Genomic DNA, 22,901 nt, shown 5'->3' with positions numbered 1-22,901 from the left:
TATGCCCGAAGGCGCATGCCAGATTTGATGGTGTTCGCATCGGCCTGGAACGAGTGGTTGCCGGCGCCGCAGGTGTCGGACGTCGACAACCAGGCGTGGAAAGTGCGCTGTTCACGGTCTGCGCGCTCGGACAGAGCTGACTAGCTGCAGCAGGACAAGTCCTTCGGCACTCAGTCAGGGGTCAGCGGTAGCTCCATTTTTGTACGTTGCGTGAGTCGATCGCCGTGGAGCGAGGGCGGGGACGCGTGGCGGATGTCTGCGCATCTGCTCTTGCGGATCAACGTCTTGGCGGAGCAGCCGGGCCGAGGCCCCAGTGAGGTGTGCTTGCGGTTCGGGGAAGCCATTGGGCAGATGGTGTGAATCAGCGACTGTTTCAGCGGGTGGTGTTCGCTGCGGGGTGCGAGCGAAGCCAGGACGAGGAGAGCGCTCGGTCTGTATGAAGGCGCAGTGGTGCTCATGGACCCGGCTGTGGGATCAGCGCGGAATCGATGACGGGGTCTTCAGGCGGCGCCAGTTGGTCTGCTTCCCTGTCGTGGGGATGCTGGCAAGTGTGTTGCAGCTGAGCGCCTGCTCGGCACGGCTGCAGAACCTGCTGGTGAGCCCTTGTTCTGTGACTGTGGCGCGATGCACCTGGCCGTCACCTGTTCGTGTTGCGGCTGGTGAAAGCAGTCACGGTGGACGGCCTACTGCGCGGTCTCTTTCCAGGGACGGCTTAGGCTTGGCGATTGATAACGGCATAGGGCGAGCAGATTGAGACGGACGATTCACGTGGCTGAGCACAGCAAGAGCGAGAGCGACCGCGGGCACGGCGACAAGTCCCGCGACTACGCACGACACGACGACCGTTCGTCTGCAGCCGGATCGCGGGCACCGTACAGGGGCGGGGACTCCTCGGCGCGATCCACGTCATCCGGAGCTTTTAGGTCCGCAGGTCCGCGCAGCTACCGCGATGATCGATCGGGGTCTGCTGGTGACCAACGCCGTACTGGCAGCGAGCGCACCTACCGTTCCTCCGGTTCCGCCCAGGGTTCCCAGCGCAGTGACCGTGAGCGCGCCGCTCGTCCGGATAACCACCGTGACGAGTCGCGCCGTGATGACAAGCCGCGCTATAGCTCGCAGCGCGACGACAAGCCCCGGTACGACTCGCGTCGGGACGACAAGCCCCGGTACGACTCGCGTCGGGACGACAAGCCCAGCTACGGGAACCGTCGTGACGAGAAGCCGCGCTACGACTCACGTCGTGATGACAAGCCGCGCTATGGCTCGCAGCGCGATGACAAGCCGCGTTACGACTCACGTCGCGATGACAAGCCGCGCTATGGCTCGCAGCGCGACGACAAGCCCAGCTACGGGAACCGTCGCGATGAGAAGCCGCGTTACGACTCGCGTCGGGACGACAAGCCGCGTTATGACTCACGTCGTGATGGCAAGCCGAGCTACGGCTCGCAGCGGGACGACAAGCCGAGCTACGACTCGCGTCGGGATGACAAGCCCCGGTACGACTCGCGCCGGGACGACAAGCCTGGATACGGGAACCGTCGCGATGAGAAGCCGCGTTACGACTCACGTCGTGATGACAAGCCGGGGAGCCGTCGCGACGAGAGGCCGCGCTATGACTCGCGTCGTGATGACAAGCCTGGCTTTGACTCGCGTCGTGACGACAAGCCGCGCTACGACTCGCGTCGTGACGACAAGTCCAGCTACGGGAACCGTCGGGACGAGAAGCCGCGCTATGGGAGCTCACGAGACGAGCGATCAGGCCGTGAAGACCGTTCCAGCCGCCCGGGCAATGACCGTCCCCGCAGCGCCGACCAGGGCGCCCGCACCACCAGCCCGCGCCAGCCTCGCGAGGACCGCGGTCCCCAGGGCGGCGGCGCACCGCGCGAGGAGCGTCGGAATTCGCGCCCCGGTCAGGAAGCGCGCGCGGACCGACCCTTCGAGCCCCGGATCCCCGACGGCATCACCGGTCGGGAGCTGGACAAGCCGATTCGAGAAGAGCTGCGGGGCCTGAGCAAGGAGACCGCGGAGCGCGTCGGACAGCACATCGTCGCGGCCTATCTGCTCGAGGACACCGATCTCGAGACGTCACAGGCGCATGCGCGCTTCGCCGCGCGCATCGGCGGTCGCGTGGGTGCGGTCCGCGAGGCCTACGGGATCCTCGCCTACCGCGCCGGCGACTTCCGTACCGCCGCCCGTGAGCTGCGCACATCGCTGCGCATCACCGGTCGTAATGACGTGCTCCCGATGATCGCCGATTCGGAGCGCGGCCTGGGCAAGCCGGAGCGCGCCCTGGACATCGCGGCGTCGGACGAGGCTTCGTCCCTCGGAGTCGCAGCATCCATCGAGCTGATGATCGTCGTGGCAGGCGCCTATGCCGATACCGGCGACATCCAGACCGCCCTGAGGACCCTCGAGATCCCGGCATTGCGTCACAAGGTCGACGGGCGTTGGCAGGTCCGACTCTGGGCTGCCTACGCGGATCTGCTGGAACGTGCCGAGCGTCCTGACGAGGCGAAGCGCTGGCTGACCCTTGCCGCGGACGCCGACAGCGAAGGTCTCACCGACGCCGCCGAGCGATTGGGTCGCCCTGCACCAGTGCCGGCTGAGGAGCCGGCCTGGGAGGACGACGAGTCTGTCTCCGTGCTGGACGCCTACGATCCGTCAGCCGACAAGGTCGATGAGTCCGATGCAGCTGACGAGGCCGGTGCAGCTGACGAGGCCGAGGCGGCTGACGGGAGCGATGCAGTCGGTGAGGACGATGCCGCTGACGAGACCGACACGCCTGACGATGTCGACGAGGCAGATCCGTCCTCGTTCTATGGCGACGCGGCAGAACACGTCGGGACCCATGACGCGGTGGATGCCGACGGGACCGAGAACGACGCGGAGGATGATGCCGAGGGATCAGCGGATCGGTTCCTCGCAGCGGAGGACGACCTCGAGGAGGGTTCCGACGCTGAGGTCCACGCTGAAAGCCATCCGGACGGCTACCCGGAGGACGTTGCCGATGAGCACACCTCCGGTGAGGATGCTGATGAGCACGCCTCCGGTGAGGATGCGGATGACCGCTCCTCCGGTGAGGATGCTGATGAGCACGTCTCCGGTGAGGACCAGGAGGAGCAGGCGTGAGCCGTCAGCCCGATCCCTCGCTGCTCGACCTGCACGACGCCCTGCTGCTTGACCTCGACGGCACGCTCATGCACGGCGCGACGCCGATCCCGCATGCCGCTGCGGCCGTGGAGAAGGCGCGCGCGGCAGGACGCACCGTGGTCTTCGCGACCAACAACGCCTCGCGCACCCCGCAGCAGGCGGCCGACCATCTGGCCGAGGTCGGTGTCACCGCGCAGCCCGAGGAGTTCGTGACCTCCCCGCAGGTCGCCTCCCGGCTGCTCGCGGAGCGCCTCGACTCCGCGTCGAAGGTCCTCGTCGTCGGCGGCCCGAGCCTCGCGGCCCAGATCCGGGAGGTCGGCCTCGAGCCGGTCTCCACGGACAGCGAGGACGTCGTCGCCGTGGTGCAGGGCTGGTCCCCGGACCTGAACTGGTCGATCCTGGCCGAAGGTGCCTACGCGATCGGGCACGGTGCGCTGTGGATGGCGACGAACATCGACGCCACCCTGCCCACGGAGCGCGGAATGGCCCCCGGCAACGGGTCGATGGTCGCGGCGCTGCGCCATGCCACGGGCGCGGAGCCGATGGTCGCGGGCAAGCCCGAGCCGGGCATGTTCACCGTCGCCGCGCGGGACAGCGGTGCCCAGCGCCCGCTGGTGATCGGTGACCGGCTCGACACCGACATCGAAGGCGGAGTCCGCGCCGGGATCGACACCCTTCTCGTGCTGACCGGTGTCGACGGCATCGAATCCGCCCTGCGGGCGGAGCCCGTGCGTCGGCCCACCTACATCCTTCCCGATCTCGAGCAGATCGCCGAGCCGTTCGTGCTGCCCGTGGTGGAGGGCGACCACGCCCGCTGCGGCTCCGTGAGCGCGTCCTGGGAGCAGGAGGACATCGTCCTGGACGGCGAGCTCGAGGACCCGCGCATGCTGCGAGCGGTGCTCGCCCTGCTGAGCGTCCATGCCACGGAGACTCCGTGGACAGGGCGCCTCCTGGGACGCGACGGCACCGAGCAGCGACCCACCGACCGGTGACCGGGCCGCGCCTGGACGTCGCCCTGCTCGCGGCGGGTCTGGCTCGCTCACGGACCCACGCCCGACGGATCATCGAGGAGGGTCGCGCCCGCATCGATGGCCGGCCCGCGGCCAAGTCCTCCACGCCGGTGCCGGAGGGCGCCCTGCTGACCGTCGTGGACGTTCCCGACGGCATCGAATACGCCTCCCGTGCGTCCCACAAGCTCGCCGGGGCTCTCGACGCGCTCGCTCTGGATCCCGGGGACCTGCTCTGCCTCGATGCCGGTGCCTCGACAGGAGGATTCACCGATGTCCTGCTGCGCCGCGACGCCCGCCGGGTGATCGCGGTCGACATCGGCCACGATCAGCTCGCCGACCATGTCCGTGACGACGACCGCGTGGACGTGCTCGACGGGACCAGCGTGCGGGACCTCACCCCGGAGCTGATCGGTGCTCACGTCGACCTGCTCGTCGCCGATCTCTCCTTCATCTCTCTGCGCACCGTCGTCGAGCCGCTGGGGAACGTGGTGCGCCCCGGTGGCGACATGCTCCTGATGGTCAAACCCCAGTTCGAGGTGGGGAGAAGCGCTCTGCCGCGCACCGGGGTGGTCTCGGACCAGCGCGCGCGGACGGAGGCCGTCCGCGGCGTCGCCGAGGCGGCGTCGACGGCCGGGCTCGCGACGCTCGCCGTCGGCCCCAGCACCCTGCCGGGACAGGACGGCAATCGTGAGTACTTCCTGCATCTGCGCCCCGCGGGCGTGACCTGCGCGCTCGACGCGGAGGCCTGTGACATGATCGGGGACGCCGTGCGCGAGAACCAGCCGCGCCTGCGCGGCGCCGACGACTTCATCCGGGAGGATTGATCCCATGCGACGGTTCCTCCTCTATGTCCACACCGGCCGCCGCGCTGCGCTCACCGCCATGCTCACCGTGCTCGAGGAGCTGGCCCGGCGCGGAGTGCGCGGCGTCGTGGTCGATGAGCAGTTCGACGAGATCATGGGCCTGCCCGAGAACGTCGCACCGCCGAAGCTGCTGACCTTCCTCACCAACGGCGGGGTCGACGTGCTGGACGCCGTCTCCGCGGCGGACCTCGTCGAGCTCGGTATCGTGCTGGGAGGCGACGGCACCATCCTGCGCGCCCTAGAAGCCGTGCGCGAGGCGGATGTCCCCGTGCACGGCGTCAACCTCGGACACGTCGGCTTCCTCGCCGAGAGCGAGGTCGAGGACCTCTCGATCACCGTCTCCCGGCTCCTGGACGGCGACTACGAGATCGAGAAGCGCTCCACCCTCGACGTGCATGTCCTGGACGCCGAGGATCACGTGGTCGAGGAGCACTGGGCCCTGAACGAAGCCTCCCTCGAGAAGGCCGACCGGCTGAAGATGATCAACGTCGCCATCGAGATCGACGGCCGCCCCGTCTCCTCCTTCGGCTGCGACGGCGTGGTGCTGTCCACGTCGACCGGCTCGACCGCCTATGCCTTCAGCGCCGGTGGTCCCGTGATCTGGCCCGAGGTGGACGCGATGCTGCTGATCCCCCTGGCCGCCCATGCGCTGTTCGCCCGACCGCTGGTGCTGGGACGCTCCTCGGAAGCCGCCATCGAGATGACCCTCGACAACCGTGAGGACGGCATCCTCACGCTCGATGGGCGCCGCACCGCGGAGATCACCGCCGGTATGCGCGTCGAGGCGCGGCTGTCCGAACAGTTCGTCCGCCTGGCACGACTGAGCGCGACCCCGTTCGCCGATCGGCTGGTCGACAAGTTCCAGCTCCCCGTCGTCGGGTGGCGGGGTCGCAGCCCCCGTACCCGCTGAGGAGCTGAGAGGTCCACGATGCTGTCCACCCTGCGCATCCGCCAGATCGGCGTGATCGACGATGCGATGCTCGAGTTCGGGCCCGGCTTCACCGCTCTGACGGGGGAGACCGGCGCGGGCAAGACGATGATCGTCACCGGTCTGTCCATGCTGCTCGGCGATCGCCTCGATCGCGGCCGCACGCGCGGCTCGAGCACGGTCGACGGAACCCTCGCGCTGACCGGGCACGACGAGCTGGCCGCCTCGCTCGACGAGCTGGGAGCCGAGGAGGACGACGGCGAGGTGCTCGTGGTGCGCCGGGTGACCAGGGACGGCCGGTCCCGGGCGCAGATCGGCGGCGTGCCGGTGCCCATCGGGACCCTCGCGCGCCTGGTCGGCACCGCGGTGACCGTGCACGGGCAGTCCGATCAGCAGCGGCTGCGCGACCCCGATGCCCAGCGGGACGCCCTGGACCGCTTCGCCGGCACCGAGATCCGACCGCTGCTGGAGCGGCATCGTGAGCTGTGGCGCGAGCGCTCGGCCATGACCGAACGGCTGGCGGAGATCGACACGCTGCTCGCCGAACGGGACCGACGGGGCACCGCGCTGCGCGAGGCCCTCGAACGGATCGAGAGCACGGACCCGCAACCGGGGGAGGACGCTGCCCTGCGTGTCGAGCTCGAACGGCTCGGCAATGCCGAGGAGCTGCGCGGCGCCGCGAATCAGGCCGCGCTGGCTCTCATCGGCGATGACGACGGACCCGCCGCCGGGCCGCTGCTGGACGTCGCCGGCGAGGCGCTGGGACGCGCCGCCCGCACCGACACCACGCTGGAGCCGCTCGTCGAGCGTCTGGACGCCATGCGCATCGAGCTGTCCGATGTGGCGGCCGAGCTCTCCCGGTACGCCGACGACATCGACGCCTCCCCGGGCCGTCTCGAGGAGGCCAACGGGCGCCTGCACGAACTGACGGTCCTGGTCCGGGACCTCGGTGCCCTGCTCCCGGATACCGACGGTCCCGCCGAGGACATCACGGCCCTGCTGGAGACCTCCCGGAGCGCCGCCATCGATCTCGATCGGTTCGACGGCGCGGAGCAGGAGCGTGCCGCGGCGGCGGCCCGGCTGGACTCCCTCCAGGGCGAGCTGGACGAAGCGGCCGCCGCGCTGACCACCGCCCGCACGACCGCCGCGACCGAGCTCTCCGAGGCCGTCCAGGAGGAGCTGCGCCATCTCGAGATGCCCGACGCCGACATCCGGGTCGAGGTCTCGGCGCAGGCCCATCGCTCCCACGGCTGCGACGCCGTCGCGATCCTGCTCGCGCCCCACCCCGGGGCCGATCACCTCCCGGTCTCCCAGGCAGCATCCGGCGGCGAGCTCTCCCGGGTGATGCTCGCCCTCGAGGTCGCACTCTCCGCATCGCGCAACGACCGCAGCGCGGCGCCCGTCTTCGTCTTCGACGAGATCGACGCCGGGATCGGCGGGCGCGCCGCCCTCGCCGTCGGCCACCGGCTCGCGCGCCTGGCACGTCATGCGCAGGTCATCGTCGTCACGCACCTTCCCCAGGTCGCGGCGCACGCCGGAACACATCTGCAGATCGTGAAGTCCTCGAGCGACGGATCCACCAGTTCGACGGTCGAGACGCTCGACAGGCCCGGCCGGATCCGGGAGCTCGCTCGGATGCTCGCCGGCGACGATGCCTCGGACGTCGCCCTCGCCCATGCGGAGGAGCTCCTGGACGAGGCGAGCACCGTCACTTCCGGGACTTCCGGGACTTCCGGGGCTTCCGGGGCTTCCGGGGCTTCCGGGGCTTCCGGGGCCCCCGGGACCGATGGGGCCTCCCTCGCGTCGGAGGGACGCGGATGAGCGCGTCCCAGTCCGTGGTGATCGGCACCGCGCGCCTCGGCCGGCGCACCAAGGACCTCACCAAGCGGCTCCAGCCGGGCGACATCGCGATCATCGACCACAAGGACATCGACCGGGTCGCCGCCGAGGCGCTGGTCGAACGGAGCCCGTCAGCAGTCCTGAACGTCGCCGCCTCGACCTCCGGCCGGTATCCCAACGCCGGCCCGAGGATCCTCGTCGATGCCGGGATCGTGCTGGTCGACAACCTGGGGGACGACGTCTTCGAAGAGGTCCGGGACGGGCAGACGGTCTCGATCACCGGAAGCACGGTGCGGCTCGACGACACGGTGATCGCCGAGGGCACCGCTCAGGACGACGCCTCGATCACCGTCTCCCTGGAGATCGCCCGCGAGGGCCTCTCGCAGCAGCTCGAGATGTTCGCAGAGAACACGATGGAGTACATGCTGCGCGAACGTGACCTGCTGCTGGACGGGATCGGCGCGCCCGAGGTGCGCACGAACCTCGACGGCCGCCCGGTGCTGATCGTCGTGCGGGGGTACCACTACAAGGAGGACCTCGCCACGCTGCGGCCCTTCCTGCGGGAGAACCGACCCGTCCTCATCGGCGTGGACGGGGGAGCCGATGCCGTGATCGAGGCCGGGTTCCGCCCCGACATGATCATCGGAGACATGGACTCCGTCTCCGACCGCGCCCTGCGCAGCGGCGCCGAGCTGGTCGTGCACGCCTACCGCGACGGCCGCGCTCCGGGCCTGGAACGGCTCGAGGAGCTCGGCCTCGGCGACGAGGTGATCCTCTTCCCCGCCTCGGGGACCAGCGAGGACATCGCCATGCTCCTGGCCGATGAGAAGGGCGCCTCCGTGATCGTCGCCGTCGGCACCCATGGCACCCTCGAGGAGTTCCTCGACAAGGGCCGGGCCGGGATGAGCTCGACATTCCTCACCCGATTGCGCATCGGGTCCAAGCTCGTGGACGCCAAGGGCGTCTCGCGCCTGTACCGTCAGAGGATCTCCACCTTCCAGCTGGTGCTCCTGGCACTGGCAGGACTCGCCGCCCTCGCGGTCGCACTCTGGGCAACCCCCGGAGGACAAGCGCTCGTGCAGATCTTCGGCGCCCGCCTGGACGGACTGCTGTCCTGGTTCACCTTGCTGTTCTCACCCCGGGCCACCGGGTCGTAGGAGGGTCTCGACCCCGTGATCGATTTCCGTTACCACCTCGTCTCCCTGATCTCCGTGTTCCTGGCTCTCGCCGTGGGCATCGTGCTCGGGGCCGGACCGCTGCGCGAGAACCTGGGCGACCAGCTCGCCGGACAGGTCGAGCAGCTCCGTACCCAGCAGGATGAGCTGCGCACCCAGGCCGACGAGCTCGCCTCCCGCAACGAGCAGCTGGGCACCTTCGCCTCGGAGATCGGCCCGGAGCTGGTCGCCGACACCCTCGCGGGGCAGCGGGTCGCCGTGCTCACCGACGATTCCTCCACGGCGCCGTTCACCGAACGGATCTCGACGCTGCTCGAGGACGCCGGTGTGAAGTCCACCGTGCAGGTGGAGCTGCAGTCCGCCCTGTGGGTGCCCTCGCAGAGCCAGCAGCGCACCGACGCGCTGGACACGATCCGCACGATCGCCCCGAACCTCCTGGACAGCGGGCTGACCGATTCCGAGCAGCTGTCCCAGGTGATCGTCGCGCTCCTGACCCCGTCCCAGAGCGGTGAGCTCACCTCCGAGCTGCGCACCCAGGTGTGGCAGGCGCTCACCGAGCAGCAGCTGGTCACGATCGACGGGGAGCTGCCGTCGGAGGTCGACGGCGTGCTCGTCGCGAGCGCCGCGCCCGAGGAGCTCGTGGACAGCTCCGAGGACGAGGCCGTCGCGGCCGAGCGTGCCCAGGGCCTGCTGGCGACGCAGACCTCCCTGCTGACCTCCCTGGCCGGGACCGGGGTCCCTGCTGTCGTCTCGGCGGCGACACCCCTCAACGATGCCTCCACCGGCATCCTGCGGACCGTGCGCGGTGATGCGGGCTTCGACGGACTCTCGACGACGGACAGATTGCAGGAGGCCGACGGTCCTCTCCTGTCCGTGCTCGCTCTGATCGAGCAGACCCGTGGGGGGTCGGGGGCCTATGGCACGACGGCCGATGCGAAGGATCGCCTGCCGGCGATTCCCGAGACCGCCGGCGTCGAGGACGCCGCGGCCGAGGCCGGGCAGAACGGCGACGGGAGCCAGGGGCAGGGCTCCGCATCCGACGGTGGGGGAGCAGAGTGACCTCGTCGATGCCGGGAGCATCGCGATCCTCCGGAGCGTCGCAGCACTCCGGGGCAGCTCGCATGCTGCAGGGTCTGCGGACCGAACTGCGGCGCACGAACTTCTCCGGACGCTCCGTGAGCCTTGCCGAGGGGGCCCTCGTGGTCGCCGCGGTGAGCGCCCTGGGGCTGCGCGGCCCCGGACGCCTCGATGCAGGGATGCTCGCCGGAGTCGGGGCGCTCGGCCTCGTCGATGACGTGCTCGAACCGCGACAGCGGCGCGCGGGCCGAGCGGTGTCCAAGGGACTGCGCGGACACCTCGGCGCGCTCCGGACGGGGCATCTGACCACCGGAGCGGCCAAGGCTCTCGGCATTCCCGTACTGACGCTGGCCGGCGCCGCCGTCGCGCCCGGGCCCCGGGCAGGGGCGATGGTGCTCGCCGACGGCGCTCTGGCCGCAGGGTGCGCGAACCTCGCCAATCTCCTGGATCTGCGACCGGGCCGGGCGCTCAAGGTCGTGCTTCCGGCAGCCGCCGTGCTGAGCGCGCTCAGCGCCGGTGAGGACCCGCGCCTGCGCAGCGGACGAGCGCTCGCCGTGGCGGCGCTGATCCCGGCCGCCCTGGCACTGCCGTCGGATCTGCGCGAGCACGGGATGCTCGGCGACGCGGGAGCGAACGTGCTCGGCGCAGCAGTGGGCACGGCAGCTGCACGCGCGCTCCCGGTCCCCGCACGGCTCTCCCTGCTGGGCGTGGTGGTCGCCCTCACCCTCGCCAGCGAGAAGGTCTCCTTCAGCGCCGTCATCGACTCCACCCCGACCCTTCGTGCGATCGACCAGCTGGGACGGCGCAGCTCGCCGATCGCCCCCGACGTCGACGGAAGGACTCCATGAGCACCGACGACACGGGGAACGCCGACGACACGGGGAGCACAGAGCACCTCGGGAGCACAGAGCACCTCGGGAGCACCGAGACCATGGGGAGCGCCGACAGCATGGCAGCCGTCGCGGACGGCGCGGGGGTGACGCCGCAGCCGCCCACCGGGTCCGGAATCGGGCGCACGGTGCTCCGCGGCGCCGGGTTGATCCTGGTGATCACCGTGATCGCCCGGATCGCCGGCTTCGTGCGCTATCTCGTCTTCGGCGCGAGCGTGGGCGCCGGTGATGTGGGAACTGCCTACACCACCGCGAACCTCCTGCCCAACGTGCTCTTCGAGATCGTCGCGGGCGGTGCGCTCGCCGCGGTGATCGTCCCTCTGATCGCGGGACTGGTCCCCGAGCGCGATGCCCCTGCGGAGAGCGGGACCGACGACGCCGACGACCTGCACGGAGCTGAGGGGTCCGGGACGGAAGCGCTGGAGGACGAGCCCCAGGCGTCCGCGGCTCCGGGGACAGCAGCTCCGGCGGCGGCCTCGCATCCGCCGGGCCGCCGAGATCGGTCCCGCGGGGCACTGCCGCCGAGGGCGGATCGACGCGACGGCGCCGCGCGGACCGATCAGATCGTCTCCGCCCTGCTGACATGGACGCTGCTGGGCACGTGCCTGCTCGCGGCAGCGATGATCCTCCTCGCGCAGCCCATCGCCCAGCTGCTCCTGGCCACGGACTCGACCGTCCCCGGGGGCGTGCACGTGGGGACTGTCCTGCTGCGCATCTTCGCCCTCCAGCTCCCGCTGTACGGCATCTCGGTGGTCCTCGGAGCGTACCTGCAGGCTCGCAAACGATTCCTGTGGCCGGCGATGATGCCGCTCATCTCGTCGCTGGTCGTGATGATCGCCTACCGGGTCTACGCCTGGATCGTCCCTCCGGTCGCGACGACCGCCACCATCGGCGATGGGGCCATCGCCTGGCTCGGCTGGGGGACCACCGCCGGAGTCGCCGCCATGGTCATCCCGGTGCTGATCGCCGCCGCACGCGCCGGTCTCCATCTCCGTCCGACCCTGACGATGCCGCCGCGCTACGGGCGCCGTGCGCTCTCCCTCGGAGGCGCTGGGCTCGGTGCCGTCGGGGCGCAGCAGCTCGTGCTCGGGCTCGTGCTCGTGCTCTCCATGAAGGCGGGCGGCACCGGCACGCTCCCGGTCTTCCAGTATGCCCAGGCGCTGTACCTGCTTCCCTACGCGATCCTCGTGGTCCCGCTGGTCACTGCGGTGTTCCCGCACCTGTCCGAGCTGCGTCTGGTGGGGGACACCAAGGGATTCGCCCACGTGGCCGGTGCCTCCGTGCGCACGATCATGGTGGTCGCGGTGATCGGCGCCGCGACGCTCTTCGCCGGCGGCCCGGCCCTCGAGCAGTTCTTCCGCCTCATCGACCGCGCGGGGGCCACGGGCGTCGGCTCCACAGCAGCCGCGTTCTCCCTCGGTCTGGCCGGATTCGCCGTGGCCATCCAATGCACCCGGATCCTCTCGGCCGCGCTCCGCGCCCGGGATGCACTTCTCGTGGGCTCGGTGGGCTGGATCATCGCCGCTGTGCTGATCCTGCTGCTGGTGATCCCCAGCCCCACCCGGTCGGCGGCCGAGGCGTCCACCGCCTTCGGCATCGCCATCGCCATCGGTATGGCGATCTCGGCGCTGGTGGGTCTGGCGCGGATCGCTGACGTCCTCGAGCCCGGCGGCGAACTGCCGAAGGTGCGTCGTGCCGCGATCCTCACCCCCATCGCCCTTCTGATCGGCGGGATCCCGGGCATGCTGCTCGGCAAGTGGATGATCACCACCGCCACCGGTGAACTCGCAGCAGTGCTGACCGGGATCCTGTGCGGGGTGATCGCCGCACTGCTCGCCGGCGCGGTGATGGCGGCCGCCGATCCACAGCTCGCCGCTCGTCAGCTGGGCAGGCTCCGCCGCCACGGCCGGAGCGCCGACACCGGCACCGTCGAGGACAGCACGGTGGAGCACAGCTCGGCCGAGGACAGCAGCCGATGAGCGTGATCCTGGTGCGTCCGCGCGCCAGCGGAGGGCTGGCCGCGCACGTGGACCAGGAGCTGCAGGTGCTGGCCGCTGCCGGCGTCGACGTGCGGGAGGCACCCGTGCAGATCCAGGACCGTCCGCATCTGCTCGGCGACCTGCGCACGGTCCGAGCGCTGAGGCAGTGCGTGCGCAGCGCTCCGGGGCCGGTCGCCGTCCACGCGCATGGGCTGCGCGCCGGGGCTCTGTCGGCCCTGGCTCTGCCGCGGCGCGGCCCGGTGCTCCTCGCGGTGACGCTGCACAACCGCACCGTGGGCTCGGCGCTGGTGCGCACCGTCGGACGCGCACTGCTGCAGATCACCGTGCGTCGCGCGGACACGATTCTGGCCGTCTCTCCGGATCTCGCCGAGGAGGCCCGACGGTCCGGTGCCCGCGACGTGCGACATGCCGTCGTGCCAGCTCCTGGCCGAGAGACCTCCGGCCCGGAGTGCTCTGCTCCTACGGCTCCCGCTGCTCCCACTGCTCGCACTGCTCCTACGGCTCCCGCCGCTCCTACGGCTCCCGCCGCTCCACGGGGCGAGGACGTGGACGTGGACGTGATGCTGGACGTGCTCGTCGTCGCGAGACTGGCGCCGCAGAAGGGACTCCACGACCTTCTCGACGCAGCCGCCCTCCTGCGCGCCGGCGCACCGGTACGGATCCGTGTCGCCGGGGACGGACCACTCCACCAGGAGCTGGCGTCCCGGATCGCCCGCGAGCAGCTCCCCGTCGAGCTCCTGGGGCGTCGGGACGACGTTCCTGCCTTGCTGGACGCCGCGGATCTTGTGGTCTCTGCAGCCCTCTGGGAAGGCCAGCCGGTGTGGTTGCAGGAGGCGCTCGGAGCGGGCCGAGCGATCATCGCGACCGATGCCGGGGGCACCCGGTGGGTGACAGGGGACGCGGCGCAGCTGGTGCCTGTCGGGGACGCCTCCGCGCTCGCGTCGGCGATCGAGCACCATCGCAGCATCGGTGTGCGCCGAGCTGCGGAAGCCGCCTCCCGGCGACGAGCGGCGCAGCTGCCCACGGCGTCCGACATGGTGCGACAACTGACTCAGGTGCTGTCACTCGGCGCTCAGCGATGATAGTTTGACGGTCCGTGGCAGACTCCCGTAACAGCGCATCCCCGTCCAGCACCGGAACCTCTCCCAGGATCGGCCAGCCCAGCTCGGCCAAGCCCTTCCGGAACCCCGGTATCACCAAGCACATCTTCGTGACGGGGGGAGTGGTCTCCAGCCTCGGCAAGGGACTGACCGCCTCCTCGCTCGGCATGCTCCTCAAGGCCCGTGGCCTGAGCGTCACGATGCAGAAGCTCGATCCCTATCTCAACGTGGATCCGGGCACGATGAACCCCTTCCAGCACGGTGAGGTCTTCGTCACCGAGGACGGTGCCGAGACCGACCTCGACATCGGCCATTACGAGCGCTTCCTCGACGAGAACCTCGGCTCCCACGCGAACGTGACCACGGGTCAGGTGTACTCCGGTGTGATCGCCAAGGAGCGTCGCGGGGAGTACCTCGGTGACACGGTGCAGGTCATCCCGCACATCACCAACGCCATCAAGGAGTCGATGCGCTCCCAGGCGTCCGACGACGTCGACGTCATCATCACCGAGATCGGCGGCACCGTCGGCGACATCGAGTCCCAGCCGTTCCTGGAGGCCGCGCGGCAGGTGCGCCAGGACATCGGCCGGGACAGCGTGTTCTTCGTGCACGTCTCCCTGGTGCCGTTCATCGGCCCGTCCCATGAGCTCAAGACCAAACCGACCCAGCACTCCGTGGCGGCCCTGCGCTCCATCGGCATCCAGCCCGACGCGATCGTGCTGCGCGCCGACCGCGAGCTGCCCTTCTCGGTCAAGTCCAAGATCTCCTCGATGTGCGACGTCGACCTCGACGCCGTCGTCACCTGCGCGGATGCGCCCTCGATCTACGAGATCCCGCTCGTGCTGCACGGGGAGGGCCTGGATGCCTATGCGATCCGTCGGCTCGATCTGCTCAGCCACGATGTGGACTGGAGCCAGTGGGAGTCGCTCCTGCAGCGTGTCCACCATCCCTCCTCCCAGGTGACGGTCGCCCTGGTCGGGAAGTACATCGATCTGCCGGACGCCTATCTCTCCGTCACCGAGGCCCTGCGTGCCGGCGGTTTCCATCACAGTTCCCAGGTGACGCTGCGCTGGGTCGAATCCGACCTGTGCGCCACCCCGGAGGGTGCCGCAGAGCAGCTCCGGGGCGTCGACGCGATCGTGGTGCCCGGCGGGTTCGGCATCCGCGGGGTCGACGGGAAGGTGGGCGCCCTGCGCCACACCCGCAGCCATGGCATCCCGACCCTGGGCCTGTGCCTGGGCATGCAGTCCATGGTCATCGAATACGCCCGTCACGAGCTCGGCCTGGCGGACGCGCAGTCCACCGAGTTCGAGCCGGGCACCGCGAACCCGGTGATCGCCACGATGGCCGAGCAGGCGGATATCGTCTCCGGTTCGGGCGACCTCGGCGGGACGATGCGCCTGGGCTCCTACGAGCACACACTGGTCGAGGGCTCCCTCGCCGCCCGGATCTACGGGGCCACGGAGGTCGCCGAGCGCCACCGCCACCGCTTCGAGGTCAACAACGCCTATCGCGACCGGCTCGAGGCGGCAGGGCTCCGGGTCTCCGGGGTCTCCCCGCTCAGCCCGGAGCATTCCCTGGTGGAGTTCGTCGAGCTCGATCCGCAGGTGCACCCCTACTACATCGGGACCCAGGCCCATCCGGAGCTGAAGTCCCGTCCCACCCGCGCCCATCCGCTCTTCGCCGGGCTGATCGGTGCGGCGCTCGCGCTCCAGCGGTCCACCCGTCTGCTGGAGGTGGATTCCGTGGATTCCGTGGAGCAGACCGTCACGCAGTCCGGCAGCACACAGTCCGACGACGACCAGGAGTGACCTCATGACCCTCGCAGATACTCCCGCACCCCGGCCCGTCAGCGCCCGTGGCAGAGTCCACCACGGGATGGTGTTCGACATCGTGCGCGACACGATCGAGTTCGCCCCCGGGGTGCAGTTCGACCGCGAGTACATGCGACATCCCGGCGCAGTCGCCGTGCTCGCCGTGGATGAGCAGGACCGCGTGCTCCTGATCCGGCAGTACCGCCATCCCGTCGGCCATCAGCTCTGGGAGATTCCGGCCGGGCTCCTCGACATGGAGGGCGAGGCCCCGCATCGCGGCGCGCTGCGGGAGCTCGCGGAGGAGACCGGGCACAGCGCGGCCTCGCTCAGCACCCTGGTGGACCTGCGCCCCAGTCCGGGCGGCAGCGACGAGGTGATCCGGATCTACCTCGCGACCGGGACGGCGCCGCTCGGCGACGAGGACGACTTCGTGCGGACCGACGAGGAGGCCGAGATCGAGCTCCGCTGGGTTCCTCTGGCAGACGCCGTCGCCGCGATCCTGCACGGCGACCTCACCAATGCCACCACGATCGCCGGGGTGCTCGCGCTGCAGGCGCATCGCGCCGCGACCTCGGACGGCGGGAGCGCCCCTGCGCTGCGTCCGGCCGACGCCCCGTTCCTGGAGCGCCCGGGCCACGAGTTGGCCTGACCGAGCTGGTCTGACGAGCCGGCCGACCTGGCCGCGCTGGTCGTGCCTGGCCGAACAGACCTGTGGGGTCAGGCCTCCTCGGTCAGCGCACGGTGGACGACCGGTGCTGCCTGGTCCGCCTGCCAAGGACGAGCACCGAGCTCGAGGAGGGCGGCCTCCACGGCAGACTCCTCCGGCACGTGCTCGTTCTCCCACACCCACTGGCGCAGCAGCGCCGGCTGCAGCAGGTTCTCGGGCGGCATCTCGAGGTCCTCGGCGCGCTCGCCCACGGCGGCGCGCACCACCTGATAGCGGTCCCACACCTCCGGGTACTTCTTGGACCAGAGCTTGTGCGGCGGGGGATAGGAGCGCTCGTTGCGGTCCGGGAGGTGCGCGGCGGGCAGGTCGAGCCCGGACCGGGCGGCCTGCCACCAGATGTCCTTCTTGCGGAGTTTGGCGGGCAGCGCCCGGTCGAAGGCCTCGCGCCCCCGCGGCGCCTCCTTGGCGGCCGCCACGATGTCGCGGTCCTTGATCACCCGGTGCGGGGAGAGATCCTCGGCGGCGGCGATCTCGTCGCGTCGCAGCCACATCTCGCGCGCCGCGGCCAGCTGCTTGGGCGTGCGCAGCCCGCCCAGACCATGCAGGCCGCGCCAGCTCGAGGACCGCGTCGGCCCATGATCGCGGACCCGCTCGTACTCGAACTCCTGGCGTGCCCACTCGTCCTTGCCCGCGACGCGGAGACGCTCCTCGAGGACATCGCGGACCTCGACCAGGACCTCCACGTCCAGCGCCGCATAGGTGAGCCACCCGCTGGGCAGGGGGCGCTTCGACCAGTCGGCGGCGGAATGCTCCTTCGCCAGGTGCAGCGACAGGGTGTCCTCCACGACGGCCCCGAGCCCCACGCGCTCCATCCCGAGCAGGCGTGCGGCGAGCTCGGTGTCGAACAGGCTCGCAGGAAGCATCCCGAGCTCGGCCAGGCTCGGGAGATCCTGCCCGGCGGCGTGCAGCACCCATTCGCGCTCGCCCAGCAGGGTCAGCAGCGTCGACGGCATGGTGAAGGCGAGCGGATCGATCAGGACGGTCCCGGCGGCCTCGGTGCGCAGCTGCACGAGATAGGCGCGGGAGCTGTAGCGATAGCTGGAAGCCCGCTCGGCGTCCACGGCCACGGGTTCGTCGGGAGCTGTCGCTGCGGCGTCGCACCAGGCCAGCAGCGGCTGGATCCGGTCGACGACAGGCACGACGCCGTCACGGGGAGCGGTCAGGTCGGAGACGGGTGTCTCGGTCACCGGGCGTCACCGGCTTCCTCGGGGCGCGGGGCCCTCGCATGATGGGCGGGGGCGATCGGGGCGATCCTCGGCGGTGCGGGCGGCAGGCCGCCGGCGGCGGCGAGCATGGCGGTCCACGCCGCGAAGTGCGGTGCCAGATCGGGAGCTCCGTCCGCGCTCCCCTCCGCCCCGGCCCCGTGCGGGCCGTCCGGAGTCCAGGAGACCCGCATCTCGACGTCGACGGTCGAGGGGCGGGAGGCGAGCGCGCCATAGGACTGGGAGACGACGCGGGTCGCGGTGCATCCCAGCTCGCGGGCCTCCGCATCGTGCATCTCGAGCGACTCGGTGACCCAGGACCAGGCCACGTCGCCGAGCATCGCCTCGACGGAGAACTCCGGTTCGAGCTGGGCCTGGACCAGGGCGACCATCCGATAGGTGCCGTCCCAGGCCTCCTGGCCCGCGGGATCGTGGAGGATGACCAGGCGCCCGGAGGCGAGCTCGTCGTCGTGGATCAGGATCTCCCCGGTGCACGCCCAGGTCGAAGGCGCCATCTTCGCGGGCGCGGGGATGTCGCGCCACTCGAACTCCTGTCGGAGCGGGGCGTTGGTCATGGCGTCGATGGCGGCACGGAAGGTGTCGTCGCCAGGGCGGAATCGATGGACAGACACGGTGGGAGACTAACCGCGTGCTGGAGCGCCCGAGGTCAGGCGCGCCGGAGCCGTCCCGGCCGTGCTGAGACCGATATCTCGGCGCATGATCCGGCGCGGTCGGCCGACGGTCCCGGCGCGGGCAGAGTCCTCAGGCGTCGTCGCTGTGCACGAGGCTGATCGAGTTGATGCAGTAGCGCTCGTCCGTCGGGGTCGCGAACCCCTCGCCCTCGAAGACATGGCCGAGGTGGGAGCCGCACTTCGCGCAGCGGACCTCGATGCGACGCATGCCCATGGAGGTGTCCTCGAGCAGCTCGACGGCGTCGGAGTCCGACGGGGCGTAGAACGCGGGCCAGCCGCAGTGCGCATCGAACTGGGTCTCGGCCGTGAACAGCTCCTCGCCGCATGCCTTGCAGGCGTACGTGCCGGCGGCGCGCACCTCTTCGTACTCCCCGACGCCGGGGCGCTCGGTGGCGCCCTGGCGCAGCACCTGGTATTCGGCAGGAGTGAGTCGCTCTCGCCATTGCTCGTCGCTGATCGCGAGGGGATAGGGACGGGTGCCGATGGGATCAGTGGACATCGAAGGATCCTCCGCTCTGCGGCGACGGGTCGCCGCGATCGTCCTCAGGCGCGGGCCGCAGGGCCCGGCGCCGGGTGGTGAACTCCTGTTCACACCATCGATACTAGTGCGCGGATAAGATGCGCGGTATGACGCACGACCACTCTCGGACCAGCTCGATCGCCGGCGCCCTTCGGTGGACCAGGGCCGTTCAACCGCGCTCCGAACAGGGACGATGGGCGCAGGCCGCGGTCGTCGGCGCCGTCGGGGCGGCCTCCATGTTCACCCTCAGCGCAGGAGCGCTCGCGGTCGGGGCGCGCGTGATGGCTCGCCTTCCCCTGGTCCCGATGCACAGCCTTCGTCGCCGCCCGGATCTCCCGGTGCGTGCCGTCCACGAGGACCGGGTGCACGTGGACCGGACGAAGGAGACCGAGCGTGAGGGCTACCTCGCGGTGCGGCAGTCCGGCGGCGCCGTGCACGTCCGGCTGGGGCCCGTGACCGCGCACCCCACGCCCACGACCGTCGCGCGACCGCTCCTCGGGGCGGATACGGCCGAGCCGCTCCAGGTCGACAAGGCCGCGGTCAACGGCTTCTACTGGGCGGGCACCCCGCGCACGGCCCACGGGCTGGAGACCGAGGAGGTCGAGGTCAGCTCGCCGGTGGGCCCGATGCCCGCATGGCTGGTGCGTCCCGGCCCGGCACGGGGGAGTGCACACGCCGAGGGAGAGGCACAGGGGCAGGGTCAGGGATCCTCTGACGATCCGGCTGACACCTGGGCGATCCTGATCCACGGTCACGGGTCGATGCGCGGCGAGGCGCTGCGCGTGATCCCTCTCCTGCATCGACTCGGGCTGACCAGCCTCACGATCACCTATCGCAACGACACCGGTGCGCCGGCCTCCGCGGATCGCATGTATCACCTGGGTGCGGACGAGTGGGAGGACACCGAGGCGGCGATCGACTTCGCCCTCGCCCAGGGCGCACGCCGGATCGTCCTGTTCGGCTGGTCGATGGGTGGCGGCATCGCCCTGCGCACCTCGGTGCGCACCGCCCACCGGGATCGCGTCGTCGGCCTGGTCCTGGACTCCCCGGCCGTGGACTGGCAGGACATCCTGATCTACCACGCCACCGCGCTGAAGGCCCCGAAGCCGATGCGGGACCTGGCGATGTGGATGATGACCTCGACGGTGGGGCGCCGACTGGTGCGGCTGCACGAGCCGCTCGCGCTGCACGAGATGACGCCGCAGTACTACGCGGAGCACCTCATCCATCCGACCTTGCTGTTCCACGCCCTCGACGACGCGACGGTGCCGCCTGCCCCGAGCAGGCGCCTCGCCGCGCTGCGCCCGGATCTCGTGGAGTTCGAACCCTTCGACGGGGCCTCGCACACGCGCGAGTGGAACCGGGACCCGGTGCGCTACGAGCGGCTGCTGGCCGACTACCTCGGTCGTCTGCTGGGCATGGAGGACGAGGCCGCCGAGCTCGAGGTGCCGGTGCGCGATCTGGGATCGCCCGCGCTCGAGGACTCGATCGGTCTGCGACTCTGAGACCAGCTCTCGGGAGGAGCCCAGCCCGCGGGACGTCAGGAGCAGTCCCTCAGGGCCGCGTGCGGTACCGCGAGATCGTCGCGTGGCCGCCGACGAGGAGCGAGGACAGCTCCCAGGCCGTGTCGTGGACCGCACCGGTGATCACCCGCGAGGACGAGCCTCCGACGCTCCGATGCGTCGTGGAGAAGCACAGCTCGTCCAGGACTCCCTCGGCGGCGAGCCTGCCCAGGGTCGAGGGACCGCCCTCCGCCTGGACGGCGTGCATCCCCCGATCAGCCAGACCGCGCAGGGCATCGGCCGCGCTGTCGGCGACGATCACGCGGTCCCCGGGCAGCCCGGCCCTGCGCCCTGCCGCGCGGGCGCTGCGGGCGGAGGAGATCAGATAGAGCGGCTGATCCCGATCCAGCGACGCCGGGAGATCCCCGCTGTTCGACCAGACGGCCAGGGCCGGGCGTGCGGCTCCGCCGGGTCGCCGCGAGGGCTCGAGCAGGTCGTCGCGGCCCAGCACCGAGCCGTAGTCCTCGACGCGGACAGTCGCGGCACCCACCATCACGACATCGGCGAGAGCGCGCAGCACCCCGAACACGAAGGAGTCGTCGGGATTGCGCAGAGGACCACTGGTGCCGTCCGCCCCGCTGATCGCCCCATCGACGGTCGCATTCATCATCGCCCGTACCTGCACGCCGCCGGGAGGGAGCTGCGGCATCGCGTAGAGCGCGGCGAGGGAGCGCGCCCCCTCGGCGTCGGCCGGAACGGGTTCCGGGGCAGGCAGCACTGTGCCGTCGCGCATCAGCAGGTGCACGGTCATCTCCTCGAGGTCGGGCAGCGGCGGGGTGGGACGATCATCTCACCCGGTCCCTGGTCGGGTCGGGTCGGCGGGCGCTCGCGGAACATACACTGACCGCCGTGACTGAAGCGCTCTGCGACCGACGGCCCGAACCGACTCTCGAGCGACTGCTCGCGGACCTGGTGCCTCCGCCGCGGTTCGCCCGCGCACGGCTGGACAACTATGTTCCCGACCCCGACTTCCCTTCGCAGGACGAGGCCAAGCAGCGGGTGAGCGAGTTCGCCGCGCAGCTGGACAGGCCCCAGGGCGGCGGCTTCTTCGCGAAGCTGCGGCGCCGCCCGACCGCGGCCCAGGGGATCTATCTCGACGGCGGCTTCGGCGTGGGCAAGACCCATCTGCTCACCTCCCTGTTCCATGCGGTCCAGGGGGAGCGGGTGTACGGCACCTTCGTCGAGTACACGGACCTGGTCGGTGCGCTCGGTTTCCAGCGCGCGGTCGACCTGCTCGGCGAATCGGTGCTGGTGTGCATCGACGAGTTCGAGCTCGACGACCCGGGTGACACGCTCCTGATGACTCGGCTGATCCGCGAGCTCTCCGACCGCGGCGTCGCGGTCGTGGCCACCTCCAACACTCTTCCCGATGCGCTCGGCGAGGGACGCTTCGCCGCGCAGGACTTCCTCCGGGAGATCCAGGCCATGGCGGAACGGTTCCAGGTGCTGCGCATCGACGGTGAGGACTACCGGCGCCGCGACGGCGTCACCGAGATCGTCTCCCTGGCCGAGGACACCGTGCGCGAGCACGCCCAGGCGCAGGAGGGTGCCACTCTCGACGGCTTCGACGACCTGCTGGCGCACCTGAAGACGGTCCACCCCTCGCGCTACGGGAGCATGATCGACGACGTCCCCGCGGCCCATCTGACCGGCCTGCACGGGCTGTCCCAGCATCATGATGCCCTGCGGTTCGTCGTGCTCGTGGACCGCCTCTACGACCGGGAGGTTCCGGTGCTGGTCTCTGCGGCTCCGGGGGAGGGCGGCGCGGACGCGGAGGTCTTCTCGGATCTCTTCTCCCCGGACCTCCTGCGCAGCGGGTACCGCAAGAAGTACTTCCGTGCCCTCTCCCGCCTGGCGTCCCTCGCCCACGACGGAGCCGGGCTCCTGGGGGCCGACGGAGCCGACCGAGCCGACGGGGCCGACGGGGCCGACGGGGCCGACGGGGCCGACGGGCGCGCCGGCGCGTGACACCTGACCCGGACCGGGCCGATCCCGTGCGCAGCTCCCGGTCGGAGCGGGCGCGGCGCATGCTGGCCGAGCGCATCATGGACGGTGCCCTGGTTCCGGGCACGCCCCTGAGGATCGGTGCGCTGTCGACGGAGCTCTCGATGAGCGCGACGCCGGTGCGGGAGGCGCTGAACCTGCTCACCGGCGAGAAGCTCGTCGAGTACCTGCCGATGCGAGGCTTCGTCGTGACGCGTCCGCCCGATGGCGACCAGGTGCGGACCATGGGGGAGGCGCGGCTGCTGCTCGAACCCGAGCTGGCGGCTCTCGCCGCGGCTCGTGCGACGTCCCAGGAGCGGGAGGCGCTCGCCGCGACCCTCGAGAGCACCGCCACGGCAGGCGTCGGCG

Annotated in this window: 19 protein-coding genes; 15 read left to right on the top strand and 4 right to left on the bottom strand. The window is 70.8% G+C overall.

The window, feature by feature from the left end; translation table 11 throughout:
- Positions 1-768: 768 nt before the first annotated feature.
- The 12 genes from ACT3UL_RS18650 to ACT3UL_RS18595 all read left to right on the top strand — a co-directional run bounded on the left by ACT3UL_RS18650 (position 769) and on the right by ACT3UL_RS18595 (position 16,495).
- A complete protein-coding gene (locus ACT3UL_RS18650; RefSeq protein ID WP_444579891.1) occupies positions 769-3,129 on the top strand; it encodes a hypothetical protein in 2,361 nt (786 codons plus the stop codon).
- Positions 3,126-4,142 carry an HAD-IIA family hydrolase gene (locus ACT3UL_RS18645; protein ID WP_444579889.1) on the top strand — a complete coding sequence of 339 codons (1,017 nt, stop codon included), beginning with the start codon at positions 3,126-3,128 and terminating at the stop codon, positions 4,140-4,142. Before ACT3UL_RS18650 ends, ACT3UL_RS18645 begins: the two co-directional genes overlap by 4 nt.
- Positions 4,139-4,984 (top strand): TlyA family RNA methyltransferase, encoded by an 846-nt coding sequence (locus ACT3UL_RS18640; protein ID WP_444579887.1) that lies wholly within the window; start codon positions 4,139-4,141, stop codon positions 4,982-4,984. The genes ACT3UL_RS18645 and ACT3UL_RS18640 overlap by 4 nt, the downstream gene beginning before the upstream one ends.
- A 4-nt stretch (positions 4,985-4,988) precedes the next feature.
- Positions 4,989-5,933 (top strand): NAD kinase, encoded by a 945-nt coding sequence (locus ACT3UL_RS18635; RefSeq protein ID WP_444579886.1) that lies wholly within the window; start codon positions 4,989-4,991, stop codon positions 5,931-5,933.
- An 18-nt stretch (positions 5,934-5,951) separates the two neighbouring features.
- Positions 5,952-7,772 (top strand): DNA repair protein RecN, encoded by a 1,821-nt coding sequence (gene recN / locus ACT3UL_RS18630; protein WP_444579884.1) that lies wholly within the window; start codon positions 5,952-5,954, stop codon positions 7,770-7,772.
- Positions 7,769-8,947 carry a putative cytokinetic ring protein SteA gene (gene steA, locus ACT3UL_RS18625; protein ID WP_444579883.1) on the top strand — a complete coding sequence of 393 codons (1,179 nt, stop codon included), beginning with the start codon at positions 7,769-7,771 and terminating at the stop codon, positions 8,945-8,947. Before recN ends, steA begins: the two co-directional genes overlap by 4 nt.
- A 15-nt stretch (positions 8,948-8,962) precedes the next feature.
- Positions 8,963-10,024: a copper transporter gene (locus ACT3UL_RS18620; protein WP_444579881.1), complete on the top strand. Its 1,062-nt coding sequence runs from the start codon at positions 8,963-8,965 to the stop codon at positions 10,022-10,024.
- Positions 10,025-10,086: 62 nt separating this feature from the next.
- Positions 10,087-10,890, top strand: coding sequence for a hypothetical protein (locus ACT3UL_RS18615; protein ID WP_444579879.1), 804 nt, complete (start codon positions 10,087-10,089; stop codon positions 10,888-10,890).
- Positions 10,887-12,911 (top strand): murein biosynthesis integral membrane protein MurJ, encoded by a 2,025-nt coding sequence (gene murJ / locus ACT3UL_RS18610; RefSeq protein ID WP_444579877.1) that lies wholly within the window; start codon positions 10,887-10,889, stop codon positions 12,909-12,911. The genes ACT3UL_RS18615 and murJ overlap by 4 nt, the downstream gene beginning before the upstream one ends.
- A complete protein-coding gene (locus ACT3UL_RS18605) occupies positions 12,908-14,014 on the top strand; it encodes a glycosyltransferase (RefSeq protein WP_444579875.1) in 1,107 nt (368 codons plus the stop codon). The genes murJ and ACT3UL_RS18605 overlap by 4 nt, the downstream gene beginning before the upstream one ends.
- Before the next feature lie 68 nt (positions 14,015-14,082).
- On the top strand, positions 14,083-15,843 hold the full coding sequence (locus tag ACT3UL_RS18600; RefSeq protein WP_444579893.1) for a CTP synthase: 1,761 nt from the start codon (positions 14,083-14,085) through the stop codon (positions 15,841-15,843).
- A 4-nt stretch (positions 15,844-15,847) separates the two neighbouring features.
- Positions 15,848-16,495, top strand: coding sequence for an NUDIX domain-containing protein (locus tag ACT3UL_RS18595; RefSeq protein WP_444579874.1), 648 nt, complete (start codon positions 15,848-15,850; stop codon positions 16,493-16,495).
- Between the two features lie 68 nt (positions 16,496-16,563).
- Here ACT3UL_RS18595 and ACT3UL_RS18590 read toward each other — a convergent pair whose 3' ends face one another.
- From ACT3UL_RS18590 to msrB, 3 genes are all read right to left on the bottom strand, one after another.
- Positions 16,564-17,760 carry an HRDC domain-containing protein gene (locus tag ACT3UL_RS18590; RefSeq protein ID WP_444579873.1) on the bottom strand — a complete coding sequence of 399 codons (1,197 nt, stop codon included), beginning with the start codon at positions 17,758-17,760 and terminating at the stop codon, positions 16,564-16,566.
- A complete protein-coding gene (locus ACT3UL_RS18585) occupies positions 17,757-18,407 on the bottom strand; it encodes a DUF3000 domain-containing protein (RefSeq protein ID WP_444579872.1) in 651 nt (216 codons plus the stop codon). The genes ACT3UL_RS18590 and ACT3UL_RS18585 overlap by 4 nt, the downstream gene beginning before the upstream one ends.
- Positions 18,408-18,537: 130 nt before the next feature.
- Complete coding sequence (gene msrB, locus ACT3UL_RS18580) at positions 18,538-18,966, bottom strand: peptide-methionine (R)-S-oxide reductase MsrB (protein ID WP_444579870.1); 429 nt, start codon at positions 18,964-18,966, stop codon at positions 18,538-18,540.
- A gap of 128 nt (positions 18,967-19,094) precedes the next feature.
- On the opposite strand from msrB, the gene ACT3UL_RS18575 reads away from it, so the two are divergent.
- A complete protein-coding gene (locus tag ACT3UL_RS18575; protein WP_444579868.1) occupies positions 19,095-20,492 on the top strand; it encodes an alpha/beta hydrolase family protein in 1,398 nt (465 codons plus the stop codon).
- Positions 20,493-20,541: 49 nt separating this feature from the next.
- Here ACT3UL_RS18575 and ACT3UL_RS18570 read toward each other — a convergent pair whose 3' ends face one another.
- Positions 20,542-21,300, bottom strand: a complete 759-nt coding sequence (locus tag ACT3UL_RS18570; RefSeq protein ID WP_444579866.1) for a dihydrofolate reductase family protein — start codon at positions 21,298-21,300, stop codon at positions 20,542-20,544.
- Positions 21,301-21,398: 98 nt separating this feature from the next.
- Here ACT3UL_RS18570 and zapE point away from each other — a divergent pair, with 98 nt between their 5' ends.
- Both zapE and ACT3UL_RS18560 read left to right on the top strand, forming a co-directional pair.
- Entirely contained in the window at positions 21,399-22,517 is a 1,119-nt protein-coding gene (zapE, locus tag ACT3UL_RS18565) for a cell division protein ZapE (RefSeq protein ID WP_444579864.1), read from the top strand.
- On the top strand, positions 22,514-22,901 hold a 388-nt coding region (locus ACT3UL_RS18560; protein WP_444579863.1), incomplete at its 3' end, for a GntR family transcriptional regulator. The genes zapE and ACT3UL_RS18560, both read left to right, overlap by 4 nt.

The organism is Brachybacterium sp. 107 (assembly GCF_052379725.1).
Taxonomy (GTDB): domain Bacteria; phylum Actinomycetota; class Actinomycetes; order Actinomycetales; family Dermabacteraceae; genus Brachybacterium.
Note: the sequence above shows the minus strand (reverse complement) of the source record. Positions and strands in the feature narration are given on the sequence as shown.

Coding starts and splice junctions, on each gene's coding strand:
- murJ (WP_444579877.1), top strand. CDS start 10,887: ATGAGCACCGACGACACGGGGAACGCCGACGACACGGGGAGCACAGAG.
- steA (WP_444579883.1), top strand. CDS start 7,769: ATGAGCGCGTCCCAGTCCGTGGTGATCGGCACCGCGCGCCTCGGCCGG.
- ACT3UL_RS18615 (WP_444579879.1), top strand. CDS start 10,087: ATGCTGCAGGGTCTGCGGACCGAACTGCGGCGCACGAACTTCTCCGGA.
- ACT3UL_RS18605 (WP_444579875.1), top strand. CDS start 12,908: ATGAGCGTGATCCTGGTGCGTCCGCGCGCCAGCGGAGGGCTGGCCGCG.
- ACT3UL_RS18595 (WP_444579874.1), top strand. CDS start 15,848: ATGACCCTCGCAGATACTCCCGCACCCCGGCCCGTCAGCGCCCGTGGC.
- ACT3UL_RS18635 (WP_444579886.1), top strand. CDS start 4,989: ATGCGACGGTTCCTCCTCTATGTCCACACCGGCCGCCGCGCTGCGCTC.
- ACT3UL_RS18575 (WP_444579868.1), top strand. CDS start 19,095: ATGACGCACGACCACTCTCGGACCAGCTCGATCGCCGGCGCCCTTCGG.
- recN (WP_444579884.1), top strand. CDS start 5,952: ATGCTGTCCACCCTGCGCATCCGCCAGATCGGCGTGATCGACGATGCG.
- ACT3UL_RS18570 (WP_444579866.1), bottom strand. CDS start 21,300: ATGACCGTGCACCTGCTGATGCGCGACGGCACAGTGCTGCCTGCCCCG.
- msrB (WP_444579870.1), bottom strand. CDS start 18,966: ATGTCCACTGATCCCATCGGCACCCGTCCCTATCCCCTCGCGATCAGC.